This window comes from Tardibacter chloracetimidivorans (genome assembly GCF_001890385.1).
GTDB classification, from domain to species: Bacteria; Pseudomonadota; Alphaproteobacteria; order Sphingomonadales; family Sphingomonadaceae; genus Tardibacter; species Tardibacter chloracetimidivorans.
The window spans coordinates 2,033,788-2,046,353 of the sequence record NZ_CP018221.1 but is presented as its reverse complement, the minus strand read 5'-3'; the positions used below and the strand labels follow the sequence as shown (position 1 = coordinate 2,046,353).

Annotated in this window: 12 protein-coding genes and 2 pseudogenes; 11 read left to right on the top strand and 3 right to left on the bottom strand. The window is 62.8% G+C overall.

The features are described 5' to 3' along the window. Positions 1 to 28 precede the first annotated feature (28 nt). Both BSL82_RS10730 and BSL82_RS10725 read left to right on the top strand, forming a co-directional pair. Positions 29 to 1,033, top strand: a complete 1,005-nt coding sequence (locus BSL82_RS10730) for a zinc-dependent alcohol dehydrogenase family protein (protein WP_072597519.1) — start codon at positions 29 to 31, stop codon at positions 1,031 to 1,033. Between the two features lie 64 nt (positions 1,034 to 1,097). Next, positions 1,098 to 2,651 carry an AMP-binding protein gene (locus tag BSL82_RS10725; protein ID WP_226998429.1) on the top strand — a complete coding sequence of 518 codons (1,554 nt, stop codon included), beginning with the start codon at positions 1,098 to 1,100 and terminating at the stop codon, positions 2,649 to 2,651. Positions 2,652 to 2,739: 88 nt separating this feature from the next. Here BSL82_RS10725 and BSL82_RS10720 read toward each other — a convergent pair whose 3' ends face one another. Further along, complete coding sequence (locus BSL82_RS10720) at positions 2,740 to 3,372, bottom strand: TetR/AcrR family transcriptional regulator (RefSeq protein WP_418361252.1); 633 nt, start codon at positions 3,370 to 3,372, stop codon at positions 2,740 to 2,742. 83 nt (positions 3,373 to 3,455) lie between these two features. Here BSL82_RS10720 and BSL82_RS10715 point away from each other — a divergent pair, with 83 nt between their 5' ends. The 6 genes and pseudogenes from BSL82_RS10715 to BSL82_RS10685 all read left to right on the top strand — a co-directional run bounded on the left by BSL82_RS10715 (position 3,456) and on the right by BSL82_RS10685 (position 8,134). After that, on the top strand, positions 3,456 to 4,583 hold the full coding sequence (locus BSL82_RS10715) for an acyl-CoA dehydrogenase family protein (protein ID WP_072597518.1): 1,128 nt from the start codon (positions 3,456 to 3,458) through the stop codon (positions 4,581 to 4,583). A 49-nt stretch (positions 4,584 to 4,632) separates the two neighbouring features. Then, entirely contained in the window at positions 4,633 to 4,800 is a 168-nt protein-coding gene (locus BSL82_RS21785; protein ID WP_083579149.1) for an antibiotic biosynthesis monooxygenase family protein, read from the top strand. A gap of 54 nt (positions 4,801 to 4,854) precedes the next feature. Further along, positions 4,855 to 5,606 (top strand): annotated as a pseudogene (locus BSL82_RS21780) (IS5 family transposase). Between the two features lie 75 nt (positions 5,607 to 5,681). After that, on the top strand, positions 5,682 to 6,704 hold the full coding sequence (locus BSL82_RS10695) for an IS1595 family transposase (protein ID WP_048575010.1): 1,023 nt from the start codon (positions 5,682 to 5,684) through the stop codon (positions 6,702 to 6,704). A gap of 66 nt (positions 6,705 to 6,770) precedes the next feature. Next, positions 6,771 to 6,935: a hypothetical protein gene (locus tag BSL82_RS10690; RefSeq protein WP_226998428.1), complete on the top strand. Its 165-nt coding sequence runs from the start codon at positions 6,771 to 6,773 to the stop codon at positions 6,933 to 6,935. Positions 6,936 to 6,949: 14 nt separating this feature from the next. Continuing rightward, complete coding sequence (locus tag BSL82_RS10685) at positions 6,950 to 8,134, top strand: acetyl-CoA C-acyltransferase (protein WP_072597516.1); 1,185 nt, start codon at positions 6,950 to 6,952, stop codon at positions 8,132 to 8,134. Positions 8,135 to 8,299: 165 nt separating this feature from the next. Here BSL82_RS10685 and BSL82_RS10675 read toward each other — a convergent pair whose 3' ends face one another. Then, a complete protein-coding gene (locus BSL82_RS10675) occupies positions 8,300 to 9,097 on the bottom strand; it encodes an enoyl-CoA hydratase/isomerase family protein (RefSeq protein ID WP_083579148.1) in 798 nt (265 codons plus the stop codon). Between the two features lie 14 nt (positions 9,098 to 9,111). Continuing rightward, the gene (locus BSL82_RS10670) at positions 9,112 to 10,410 is read right to left on the bottom strand and encodes an MFS transporter (protein WP_158010824.1); all 1,299 of its coding nucleotides are present in this window, start codon (positions 10,408 to 10,410) and stop codon (positions 9,112 to 9,114) included. A 269-nt stretch (positions 10,411 to 10,679) separates the two neighbouring features. Between BSL82_RS10670 and BSL82_RS21775 the strand changes: the two are divergent. The 3 genes and pseudogenes from BSL82_RS21775 to BSL82_RS10660 form a co-directional block, all read left to right on the top strand. Next, positions 10,680 to 10,889: pseudogene (locus BSL82_RS21775) on the top strand (Rieske 2Fe-2S domain-containing protein); the annotation flags it as partial. Positions 10,890 to 11,012: 123 nt separating this feature from the next. Beyond that, on the top strand, positions 11,013 to 11,729 hold the full coding sequence (locus tag BSL82_RS10665; RefSeq protein WP_226998699.1) for a hypothetical protein: 717 nt from the start codon (positions 11,013 to 11,015) through the stop codon (positions 11,727 to 11,729). 92 nt (positions 11,730 to 11,821) lie between these two features. Beyond that, positions 11,822 to 12,514, top strand: a complete 693-nt coding sequence (locus BSL82_RS10660) for a GntR family transcriptional regulator (RefSeq protein WP_072597507.1) — start codon at positions 11,822 to 11,824, stop codon at positions 12,512 to 12,514. The last annotated feature ends 52 nt before the right edge of the window (positions 12,515 to 12,566 follow it).

Sequence of the window (12,566 nt, the reverse complement as noted above, 5' to 3'; positions counted from 1 at the left end):
CCAGAGCTACCAGAGGAGATTAGTATTTATGCGTGCGATGAAGGTCGGTAATCCCGCGACGATTGATAGTTTGGAACTCGTGAATCTCCCTGACGCCGGGCGGCCAGGGGCAGGTGAGATACTCGTGAAACTGTATGCAAGCTCGCTCAATTACAAAGACTATTTGGTTGCCGAGGGCCTGCTCCCGGTCGAGCCTGGCCGGATCCCCCTGTGCGATGGGGCTGGTGAAGTCGTCGCGGTGGGCGATGGGGTTGACGATTTCGTTATCGGCGACCGCGTCGTAGCCGTCTTCCATACACGCTGGATATCAGGCGATATGCCATCCGACGCCATGCGCGCGGCACCCGGCGACAGCCTTGATGGTTTCGCCCGGGAATTCGTCGTCGCGCCAACGAAATGGTTTTCTCGCGCTCCGCGCGGCTATAGCCACGCCGAGGCCGCAACGCTCACTTGCGCCGGTGTTACGGCGTGGCGGGCGATCGTGCCGGACGGTCCCACCTTTGCGGGGCAATCGGTTCTCGTACAGGGCTCCGGGGGCGTATCCATTTTCGCACTGCAGTTCGCGAAGGCGATGGGCGCAGTCGTCATCGCTACCTCATCAAGCGACGCGAAGCTCGAGCAACTGAAAGCGCTCGGTGCGGACCATGTCATCAATTACAAAGCCACACCGGAGTGGGGTGAGGTTGCCTATAATCTGACCGGCGGTGTCGACCACGTCGTCGAAGTCGGCGGTGCAGGCACGCTACCGCAGTCCCTCGCAGCGGCCGGCTACGGTGGCCATATTTCGTTGGTTGGCGTGCTTACGGGCCGCGCGGGCGAGATACCGTCCAATCTGATAACGAGAAAGCGGCTCCGGGTGCAGGGCGTGCAGGTCGGAAGCAGGGAAGATCATCTCGACATGGTCGCTGCCATCAACGCGACCGGGATCCGGCCGGTCATCGATCGGAGCTATCCGTTGGAAGACCTGGCAAATGCTTTGCGCGTTCAGGAGAGCGGCGTCCACTTTGGCAAGATTACCATTGATATTCAGTGATCATCTTGTTCCGCTTCACAGCGAGGTTTGCGCGTCCTTTTCAAACGATGCGAGCTATGCGGTTTTGTCCGGAGATCACGAGCGTGGCTTCAACGCTTGTGTTGAGCTTTGTGATCGGCATGTAGGGAGTGGGACGGCGCTCCGCTTCCTGTCCGCTACCGGGGAGGTCGAGGAGTTCGACTTTGCCACGCTCCGGGCGCGTGTCTCGCGATTTGCCGACCTTCTGACGGCGATGGGCGTCCGGCCCGGCGAGCGCGTCGCCGGCCTCCTGCCCCGCACGCCCGATCTTTTGACCGTTCTCCTGGGCACGCTCCGGGCCGGCGCCGTCTACCAGCCGGTGTTCACCGCCTTCGGTCCCAAGGCGATCGAGACGCGTCTTTCCGCAAGCTCGCCCAGGCTTGTCGTCACGGATACGGCCAATCGCTCCAAGCTCGACGGACTCGACATTCCCTCCATCCTCGTCACCGATGCTGCGGACGGGCCGGAAAGCCTCGCTGCCATGCTTGCCGGTCGGCGCGAGGACACGGCTCCCGTCCTGCTGTCGGCGGATGCGCCGTTCCTGATGCTTTTCACATCGGGCACGACCGGCACGCCCAAGGGCCTCTACGTTCCCATTCACATGTTGCGCGCGATCTGGGGCTACATGCGCTACGGTCACGATCTGCGCCAAGGTGATCGCTACTGGAACCTTGCCGACCCGGGCTGGGCTTACGGCCTCTATTACGGCATCATCGGTCCCCTTCTCATCGGGCAGGCCGCAACCCTAAGCGAGGCGGCGTTCTCGGTCGAGCGCAGCTACGAGGTTATCCGCCGTTTGGGCATCACCAACCTGGCCGGTGCGCCCACCGCCTATCGGCAGATGGCTGGGGCCCCACTTCAGCCGCCCTCGGGCGTGCGTGCCATCAGCAGCGCCGGCGAGTTGCTCGACCCCGGGACCGCAGCATGGCTCGAGCGCGGCTTCGGCTGCCCGGCGCGCGACCATTTCGGGCAGACCGAACTCGGCATGGTGCTGTGCGACCATCACGGCCTCGAGCACCCGCGCCGCACCGGCACGATCGGCTATCCGATGCCCGGCTTCCAGATTGCGACGGTAACACCGGACGGCAAGGAGTGCGCGGCGGGCGAACCGGGCTTGCTTGCAATCGACCGCACCTCGCCGCTCTTCTGGTTCAAAGGCTATGACCAGCGCTCCGAGCAGCCGTTTATGGGCAATTATTACATCACGGGCGACAGTGCCGTTCGAGAGGCGGACGGGGCGTTCCGCTTCGTCGGGCGCGAGGACGACGTCATCACCTCCTCAGGCTATCGGATCGGCCCCTCCGAGGTAGAGGCGGCGCTCATCGAGCATCCGGCGGTTGTGGAGGCGGCGGTCATCGGTCGCCCTGATCCCGTGCGAACCGAGGTGGTGAAGGCCTTTGTCACGCTAAGGCCGGGGCATGAGCCGAGCCCGGCGCTCGCCGAGGAGATCAGCCTCTTCGTCAAGAAGCGCCTCGCCGCTCACGCCTATCCGCGCGAGATCGAGTTCGCGCAGACTCTCCCCAAAACGCCAAGCGGCAAAATCCAGCGCTTTATCCTGCGGCAACAGGCGGCGGAGAAAGCACGGGCAGGCGAAGATTGAGGTCGCCGACGCCAGAATATTTGCCGAGATGTTGAGGCAAATGCTGTTGCCGACGGCCCCGGATTGCGGCGCGACTAGTTCCACGTCGTTATCGTGGAGCCAGCCCTGCCGTCAGTATGTCAACCATGGCCTCCGCGACATCGGAGATGCTCCGCCCTTTGGCGGGGTTGTACCAGCGTCCTGGCCAGTTGAGCGCGCCGGCAAGCGTGAAGGCGATCATGGTGACATCGCCGGCTGCGATCGACTTGTCTTCAATCCCTGCGCGGACGAGGTTGCGCAGCGCCGCGTCGATCTCGCGTTTCATCTCGCGCAGGCGTTCCGCGCTTTCGGGGGCCAGCGCCTCCTCGCCCGTCCGGATCACGCTCTTCCCGAAATCACGCATGTTCACATCGGCATAGCTGCGCAGAAAGGCACGCAGTCGGTCCAGGCCCGTTCCGGGCAGCGTCTGCGCTTCTTCGGCGGCCGCGCGCAACTGCATGAGGCCACGGGTCAGGCATTCGAGCAGCACCTGATCCTTGTTGCCGAGATAATGATAGATCGTCGGTTTGCTGATCCCGAGGCTGGCCGCCAGGTCGTCGAGCGAGGTGGCGTGGAACCCGCGCGCGTTGAACATCTCCACGGCCGCCTTCAATACCGCTTCGCGTTTCTCGATGCGCTCGAGGTCACGCTCCTCACGTGAGCGAAAGGGCGACGGCCTGGTTTCACCAAGACGAGCAATCAACCCACTCTCCTTTCGTCCCCGAATTGACAGCAAACTCCTGATGATGCAATATACTGCACAGTATATATTAGACTCATTGGTTTATGCTCCTCACTGAAACCCAATCCGCCATTCGTGATGTGGTTCGCGCCTTCGCGCAGGAGCGCATTCGTCCCAACTCGGCAGCTTATGAGGCGTCCGGTGGCTATCCGCTGGAGCTGTTTCACGAGCTGGCGGGCCTCGGCCTGATGGGCATGACCGCGCCTGAGGAGATGGGCGGGGCAGGGGCCGACTATGTCTCCTATGCCCTCTCGCTTATGGAGATCGCGGCGGCGGACGGAGCTTTGTCGACGATCATCTCGATCCAGAACAGCCTCATCGTCTCGGGCCTCCTGAAGGATGGCAGTGTCGAGCAGCAGGCGCGCTTCCTGCCCGAACTGCTGTCGGGGGGCATGATCGGCGCCTTTGCGCTCACCGAGGCGGATGCCGGCTCGGACGCATCTGCGATCCGAACGCGCGCCGAGAAGGTGGACGGCGGATATGTGCTGAATGGCTCGAAGCAGTTCATCACGTCAGGCCGGATCGCGAGGCTGGCGATCGTCTACGCGGTGACGGACCCGCAAGCGGGCAAGAAGGGCATCTCGGCCTTCCTCGTGCCGACCGACCGGCCCGGCTATTCGGTCGACAAGGTGGAGCACAAGCTGGGGCAGGGGGCGTCCGATACCTGCGCGATCCGCTTCGACAACCTGTTCGTCGAAGACGAGCTGCGTCTGGGTGCCGAGGGGCAGGGCTACCGCATCGCACTCTCCAACCTCGAGGTCGGCCGCATCGGCATTGCTGCGCAGGCGGTCGGCATGGCGCAGGCGGCCCTTGAGATCGCGGTCGCCTATGCCAAGGACCGCTACTCGATGGGGAAAGCCATTATCGGGCATCAGGCGGTCGGCTTCCGCCTTGCCGACCTTGCCGCCAGGCTCGAGGCGGCGCGTCAGCTCACCCTCCATGCCGCTTCCATAAAGGATGCGGGTCTGCCCTGCCTGACCGAGGCCTCGATGGCCAAGCTCGTCGCCTCGGAGACGGCCGAGGCGGTGTGCTCGGGCGCAATCCAGACGCTTGGCGGCTATGGCTATCTGGAGGAGTTCGGCCTCGCGAAAATCTATCGCGACGTGCGCGTCTGCCAGATATACGAAGGCACGTCCGATATTCAGCGCCTGGTAATTGCGCGCGCACTTTGAACGGCCGTGCGCATGATATCGGCCAGGTGCGTCGTTCATTGGAGAGACCATGATAACAGAAATCGCGCGGATTGAGGTGACGCCCGGCTCGGAGGCTGCCTTTGAGGCCGCTGTTGCCGAGGTCGCCCCGCTTCTCGAAGCCGCCAAGGGTTGTCACGGCTTTCAGCTGCAGAGGGGCATCGAACGCCCTAGGGTCCAAACTCAATCAGCCTCTTGAAAATCGTTGGTCTCATTGATTCAAGGCGTTTTCGCTGAAGAGGAGGCCTTGGGGATGTCGCGTTCGTTGTTCTGGCTATCGGATGAAGCGTGGACAGCAATCGAGCTCCACTTGCCCAAGAACCAGCCAGGAGCACGACGTGTTGATGACCGGCGGGTGATCTCCGGCATCGTTCACATGCTCAAGTGCGGCGGTCGCTGGGCAGATTGCCCCGCCGAATACGGGCCGGCGACGACGGTCTACAACCGATGGAACAGGTGGAGCCGGCGGGGCATCTGGACACGCATCCTGGCTGCACTGACCGAAGAAGGCTGGATCGCCGAGACCGGGCAGATCGATAGCAGCTACATCAAGGCTCACCGTAGCGCCGGTGGGGCAAAGGGGGGGCGCGAGCCAATGCCATTGGGATCTCGCGTGGCGGCCGGACAACAAAGATCCACGCCCTTGTCGACGTCCTCGGACGGCCGCTTCGTCTCGTCCTGACGCCCGGCAACACATCGGACGTGAAGGGCGCCGACCTGCTCATCAACGAAACAGCGGGAATGAAGCGGGTGATCGCCGACCGCGGCTACGACGCCAATCGCATTAGGACCATCCTGCGCGAACAGGACACGACCCCGGTGATCCCCGGCCGCCGCAACCGCAAGCGCCCGATCCAATATGACAAACGCCGCTACAAAGATCGCTGGCGGGTCGAGGCTATGTTCTGCCGCCTCAAGGATTTCCGCCGGATCGCTACTCGCTACGACAAGCTTGCACGAAACTTCCGTGCCTATCCGCTTGACGCATACACCCACTACATCTAGTGGCTGCCTTGTGGCGCGCGCCTGACTTTTCCTGCGGCTTGGTGCCACCCAAAGCGGTTGTAAAGGGTGGGGATTGTGGACGTTCTTGACCGCGACAAGCTGCCGTTCCCGAAATCCCTCCCCGAGTTCCAGCGGCTTTTCCCGGATGATGGCGCTTGCGCGTCCTGGCTTGAAAAAGCTCGCTGGCCTGATGGATTTGCGTGCCCACGCTGTGGCGTCGTCGGCGATCCGTTTCGTTTCACCACTCGGCCTGTCATCCTGATGTGCCGCTCGTGTCGCCGTCAGACCGGCCTGATGGTCGGCACGGCCATGGAACGAAGCCACATCCCGCTCAGCGTGTGGTTCTGGGCCGCTTACCTGGTTGCGAGTCAGACGACCGGCATATCTGCCGTCCAGTTGCAGCGCCAGCTTGGCCTGACCCGGTACGAGACGGCCTTTGGCCTGCTCCATAAACTGCGCGCCGCGATGGTGCGCCCCGATCAGGATCGGATCGGCGGGCAGAGCGGTCAGCATGTCGAGGTCGATGAGACCTGGATCGGCGGGCGAACGCGCGGCGAAGGCCGGGGAACCCACCACAAAACGCTGGTGGTCGCCGCCGTCGAAGTTCGTCACCGGGAGCCTGGCACTGGCCAGGACCGCCGCCGGAACGGACGCTATGCCGGAAGGGTTCGATTGGCCATCGGTGCAGACCGCAGTGCCGGTGCCCTTGGTGGCTTTGTACAGAGCGCGGTCGAGCCGGGAACGCTGGTCATCACCGATGATTGGAGCGGCTATAGCGGGTTGCAGGGCGGCGGTTACGACCATCACGCCATCGCCCAGTGTGGCGACCCGGAGGTGTCCGAAGAGTTCCTGCCCATCGTCCATCTGGTGTTCTCAAACCTCAAAGCGTGGCTCAACGGCATCCACCACGGCGTCAGCACCAAGCATCTGCAAGCCTACCTCAACGAGTTCACTTTCCGCTTCAATCGCCGCTTCTACCCGTTCAACGCCTTCCGATCCCTCCTCGGGATCGCCAGTGATATCGAGGCGCCGACCTTTGCCGAACTCTACTCAGGCCAATGGACCCACCATACCATATCTAGTGGGTGTATGCCTTAAGCGGATAGGCACGGAAACTTCCTCTCAGCCGTAAGCCTCGCTGCCGCTGTGGCTTTCTGGCTCTGATTGAGTCTCAACCCTAGCCATTATCTTCTGCTGGTCCTCTGGGACAGTGTTGAAGACCATATCGTGACCTTCCGTGGCTCGCCCGGCTTCGCGCGCTGGCGCGAACTCGTCGGTCCCTATTTCGCGGCGACGCCCGATGTGGAGCACGTCAGGGCCGTTATCTAGCTTCGAGGAATCCTATGTCGTCTGATCCTGTTGTCATTGTGTCTTATGCCCGCACGCCGATGGGCGGCTTTCAAGGGGCGCTGTCGTCATGCAGGGCCACCGAGCTTGGCTCGGCGGCGGTTAAGGCGGCGCTGTCGCGCGCCGGCGTCTCCGGAGAGGCTGTCGAGCAGATCGTGATGGGGTGCGTGCTTGCCGCAGGGCTCGGACAGGCGCCGGCCCGGCAGGCGGGTCTGGGGGCGGGCCTGCCGCTGTCGGCGGAGGCCGTGACCGTCAACAAGATGTGCGGCTCGGGCATGCAGGCCGCCATCATGGCGCATGATGCGCTCGCCGCCGGCAGCGCCGCCCTGATCGTGGCAGGCGGCATGGAGTCGATGACGAACGCGCCTTATGCGCTGCCGAAGCATCGCTCGGGCGCGCGCATCGGCCATGACCGCGTCATCGACACGATGATGATGGACGGGCTCGAGGACGCCTACACGCCAGGGAAAGCCATGGGCGCCTTTGCCGAGGACGCGGCGCGCGAATACCAGTTTACCCGCGAGCAGCAGGACGCCTATGCGCTGGAGTCGCTTGCGCGCGCGCAGAAGGCGATCGGGACGGGTGCGTTCGAGCGCGAGGTAGTGAGCATCGAGGTGAAGACCCGGAAGGGCCTGGAGACCGTCTCCATCGACGAGCAGCCGGGAAAGGCGCAGCCCGAGAAGATCCCGACGCTCAAACCAGCCTTCGTCAAGGACGGCACGATCACAGCGGCCAACGCCTCCTCGATCTCGGACGGTGCGGCGGCACTCGTCATGACCCGGGCAAGCGTCGCCGAGAAGCTGGGCCTCTCGCCTGTGGCGCGCGTGGTGGCGCATGCCGCCCACGCGCATGAGCCGGGGCTGTTCACGACAGCGCCCGTGCCGGCGATGAAGAAGCTGCTGGCAAAGGCCGGCTGGACCGTGGGCGACGTCGACCTGTTCGAGGTGAACGAAGCCTTCGCGGTCGTCGCGATGATCGCGATGCAAGAGCTGAGCATCCCGCACGACAAGCTCAACGTCAACGGCGGAGCAACAGCGCTCGGCCACCCGATCGGGGCGTCGGGCGCCCGCATCCTCGCGACGTTGCTGGCGGCTCTCCAGAACCGTGGGCTGAAGAAGGGCGTGGCGTCGCTGTGCATCGGCGGCGGCGAGGCCACCGCCATGGCGGTCGAGCTCATCTGAAGGACGGGGAAATCGCGCCGGGCATCTTCTGGACGCCGATGCTCGCTGGCCTGCCGCGGGCCGCGCAGGACTCACCCGGCCAGCAGGTGCGGAGTGGGGCGATGGGAGGGAACGATGCCTCCCTCCGATCACTGGAAATGGAACGGCGCGCCGACGCCTGCGCCTTCAGTAGCCCAGGAAGACGGGCGACCGGCCCTCCTTGTGCGCGTCGATCGCCTCTGCGACATCGCGGCTGAATTCCAGTTCGCGCCGGAGCTTATTCGACAGCAGGCGTGCATCAGCCTTGCCGGGCGCCTGTCGCACCTTGGCGACTCGCTTCGTGCCCCGAAGTCCGATCGGCCCCTTCGTGGCCATGTACTGAGCGCGCTGCACGACTTCGTCCAGGAATCCTTCGTCAGGAAAAACGTCGAGTACCAGCCCATAATCCTTCGCTTCCCCGGCGGGTACGGCGCGAGCGGTGCACAGCATCTCGATCGTGCGCGCATAACCTACGATCATCGGCAGCCGGAGCGGCGCACCGCCACCGGGGAAACCGCCCATATCCGCCTCGTGCTGCTGAAAGCTGGCGGAGGCGGCCGCATATCTGATATCGCAGGCCAGTGAGATTTCAACGCCCGAGCCCCTGGCCGGCCCATTAACCGCAGCGATCGTGATCTGCGGCAGATTTTCGAGGTCGTCGATCAGCATATTGCCTTCTAGGACCATTCGAACGATCGTATCCTTATCGGTTGCGCCACGAGACGCGGGATCGAACGTGCCGTAAGAAAAATGCGTGCCTTGCCCCGTCAGCACGACGACCTGTGTTTCATTGTCCTCCTTGAGCGCAGCAAAGATCGCCCACAATTCCTTGCGCATTTGCAGGTCAAGGCCATTGTTTTTCTCAGGGCGCGCCATGGTTATAGTGCAAACCTTGTTTTCGTATTGGACTTTCACGGCTTCGAGCGACCCGTTTAACTGGCTCATTCTGCTTCCTCCGATTAATGTCTTGCAACTTCCGCCGACATGGCATCCGGCCGCGCGCGGCGTCCTATAATGTGAAATTGAGTAAGCAGGCCGGCCGCCACGAAGCCCGCGATCCCCATGAGGATGCAGCTTCCGGTAATGCCCAGCCTCGACGAAATCAGCACGCCGCCGACCAGCGGGCCAATGGCCGCGACCCAACGGCTGATGCCGACGATGAAGCCCATTCCGGTTGCCCGCACTTCGACCGGATAGTTCTCGGCGATGAGTAGCGTGAGACCGACGATCGGGCCGAACACGAACATCCCGGCGATGACACCCAGGATGCGCAGCAGGTTGATGTCGGCCGGAGCTATTCCCACCACGAAGACCGCGGCGCCCATGCCCATCAGCAAGGTTGCCAGCACCCGGAAGACACCGAGCTTGCGGATGGCGAACCCCGTGATCGGTGCACCCAGAACGCCGCCGATGTTTGTCGCGACCGACACCGTGGTGGCAACTGCGGGCGAGAAACCCAGGTCGGTGACGATCTGCGGCAGCCAGGCCAGGAGGAAATAGGCGGTGAGCGTATAAAAGCAGTAAATGGCCGACAGGTAGATAGTAGTCCGCAGAAACTCCTTGCCGAACACGCGGCCGATCGGCGTTCGGCCCTGATGGGTCGGAGGCGGCAGGCTTTCGACGGGCGATTGCCCGATCGACTTCAGATAGCTGTTCACCCGCTTCAGCGACGAAGGCCTTGGCTTTTCAATGAGGAGGCCAAGCGGCTCGGGAAGCCAGCGAAGAGAGAGGAGAATAACCAGTGGGGGCAGCACAACTCCCGGTATGAAGGCGGCGCGCCAGCCGAAGACGGCGATGAGTTCGGAAGCGATCAGGCCACACACCGCGCTGCCAAGCGGAAAAGAGATGACCATCAGTGCAAGCGTTATCGGCCGGCTCTGGATGTTCGAATACTCGACCGACAGCGGATAGGCGACGGAAACGAGTGCGCCGACACCTGCACCCGTAATAAACCTCCAGACCATGAGTTGCGTCATGTCCGGCGCCAGCGCGGAAAAGGCCATGCTGGCCGTCAATAGAGTCAGGCTGGCGAGAGCCATCGGGCGCCGTCCGATACTGTCAGCCAGTGGGCCCAGGACCAGGCAGCCCCCCGCCATGCCTATGATGCCGATCGAGAACAGGGCGCCCAGCATGGCCTTGCTCGTTCCCCATTCGGCACCGATGCCCGGCATCGCAAAAGTCACGGCGACGAGGTCGTAACCATCGATCGCAAGCATCGCGCAGCATAAGGCAACGGCCAGCCGCTGCGCCGACGACATCGGGCTTCGGAGCACAATCTCGCGCGGATCGCGGGCTGCCGCGCCCGAAGCGTCTAGCGAAGCCAAGATGCATTCCTGCAGATAGGGAACTCCCGGAGGGCTGGTTGCATGGGGAGCCGGCGGTCGATCTGCCGTGACTCGATGGATGCCAAGGCTGCTGGATGCCTTATGAGATAACCACCTTCCATGAGTCCTCCCGATATTTTTGTAGGCAATATAGTGTTTCGTATATATAAGCGTTTTCAGAATTCAATCGGTAAAGGTGAGCGATGCCGTATCTTCGTAACTGCTGGTACATGGCGGCCTGGTCCGACGGCGTCGGTCCCGGCAAGGTCATCGGACGCACCATCCTCGACGAACCCGTCGCCTTGTTTCGCGATACGGTCGGTCAGATCGGAGCGGTCGAGGATCGCTGTCCGCATCGCTTCGCGCCGCTCAGCGCCGGCAAGGTCAATGATCGCGGCATTCTCGTCTGTGGCTATCATGGGCTCGGCTTCGATCGCACTGGCGCATGTGTGGCAAATCCACATGGCGCCGTTCTTCGCGCCGCCCGGGTGCGCAGCTGGCCTGTTGTCGAGCGCTACGGCATAATCTGGATCTGGATGGGCGACGCAGCGCGCTGCGATCCAGGGCTGATCCCCGATTTCTCATGGCTGGATGCGGCGCCTGCCTCCGCCAGAAGTCATGGCGAAATCCTCTCCGGTGGAGGCGGGTATGAGCTCTATGTGGACAACATCATGGATCTCAGCCACACCGACCATCTTCATGCCGACACGCTCGGCGGAGGCGGGGTGGTTTTTAACAAGCCTAAGGTCACGTCGACTGACGAGTGGATAGAAGTTGCCTGGCAATCCCGCAGTACGCGTCCACCCGCTTTTTATCCGCGCATGATCCCCAACTTGCCCGAGCTGGTGGATCTGACGCTAAGAGTCCGCTGGTTCGCGGCGTCGGCCATGCGCCTCGATGCGGAGGTGCGGCACGAAGGCAAGGAGGGGGATGATTGCCATCGCGGCACCGCCGCGCATATCTTCACGCCGGAAAGCGAGGATAGCACCCATTATTTCTACGCTATGACGCGCAATTATGCTGCGGACGACGAAGCCGTCAATCAAATGATCGCGGAAACACGGGCGCGCATCTTTCAGACCGAGGATAAGCCAATGATCGAGCGGGTTCACGCCGCGATGAAGGGGAGGGACTTCTGGGACATGAAGCCGCTGCTGCTGCGTATCGACGAGGGCGGCGTCCAGGTCCGCCGCCGCCTCTTGAAGCTGATCGAGGACGAAGCGCGGCGCGAGCCGGCTTTGGCCGCCAGTTGACGAAAGCCTTTGTCAGCCTGTCGTAGCCATTCTAACATTTAAGTCCGGAGCTACCCGCTCGGTTTACCATCAACGAGGATTGCCAGGAGCACATGTTTTCGATCGCCAAGGCCGCTGAGCGCTATGAGCCCGGATCGGGTAGTCAGGCGAGCTTCGCCTACGACTCCATCCGGGCGGACATTCTTTGCGGCCATCACATGCCGAACAAGAAGCTGAAGGTTCATGAGCTGGCCCTGAGCCTGGGCATAAGTCCGGGCGCGGTGCGCGAGGCGCTGTTTCGCCTCGTCTCCGAGCATCTCGTCGAGACGCGCGACCAGCGCGGCTTCGCCGTGACGCCGGTCTCGATCACCGACCTCCAGGAGTTGACCGACCTGCGCTGCGACATCGAGTCGATTGCCTGCCGCCGCTCGGTTGAGCGCGGCGGAATCGAATGGGAAGGTGGGCTGGTCGCTGCCCAGTACAAGTTGCGGGCGACCTCGGCGCGCTTCACTGAAGACGGCGAGGTGTCGCTGGAATTCCTCGCCGCGCATGCCGCGTTCCATCAGGCATTGGTCGCCGCGGCCGGCAATCAGCGCCTGCTCGTGATACGGGCTCAGCTTTACGAGCAATATCAGCGCTTTCGTGCTTTCTATTCCCATGTGGCAGGCAGGCGTCACCTTGCAGCAGATCATGACAAGCTGGCCGAGTTTGCCCTGGCGCGTGACGCCGACGCGCTTGTCGAGACGATCGTCGATCATGTGAGCCAGACCACTCGGCGGATCATCCAAGCGATTGAGCATTCTTGACCGCAAAATCCAATTTTATATACAAAAAATCGTAATAGATATTTGACCATCT

What these genes read in the sequence shown, in the direction of transcription:
- BSL82_RS10715 (WP_072597518.1), top strand. Translation starts at nt 3,456, where the DNA reads ATGCTCCTCACTGAAACCCAATCCGCCATTCGTGATGTGGTTCGCGCC.
- BSL82_RS21785 (WP_083579149.1), top strand. Translation starts at nt 4,633, where the DNA reads ATGATAACAGAAATCGCGCGGATTGAGGTGACGCCCGGCTCGGAGGCT.
- BSL82_RS10660 (WP_072597507.1), top strand. Translation starts at nt 11,822, where the DNA reads ATGTTTTCGATCGCCAAGGCCGCTGAGCGCTATGAGCCCGGATCGGGT.
- BSL82_RS10670 (WP_158010824.1), bottom strand. Translation starts at nt 10,410, where the DNA reads ATGTCGTCGGCGCAGCGGCTGGCCGTTGCCTTATGCTGCGCGATGCTT.
- BSL82_RS10730 (WP_072597519.1), top strand. Translation starts at nt 29, where the DNA reads ATGCGTGCGATGAAGGTCGGTAATCCCGCGACGATTGATAGTTTGGAA.
- BSL82_RS10675 (WP_083579148.1), bottom strand. Translation starts at nt 9,097, where the DNA reads ATGAGCCAGTTAAACGGGTCGCTCGAAGCCGTGAAAGTCCAATACGAA.
- BSL82_RS10685 (WP_072597516.1), top strand. Translation starts at nt 6,950, where the DNA reads ATGTCGTCTGATCCTGTTGTCATTGTGTCTTATGCCCGCACGCCGATG.
- BSL82_RS10665 (WP_226998699.1), top strand. Translation starts at nt 11,013, where the DNA reads ATGGGCGACGCAGCGCGCTGCGATCCAGGGCTGATCCCCGATTTCTCA.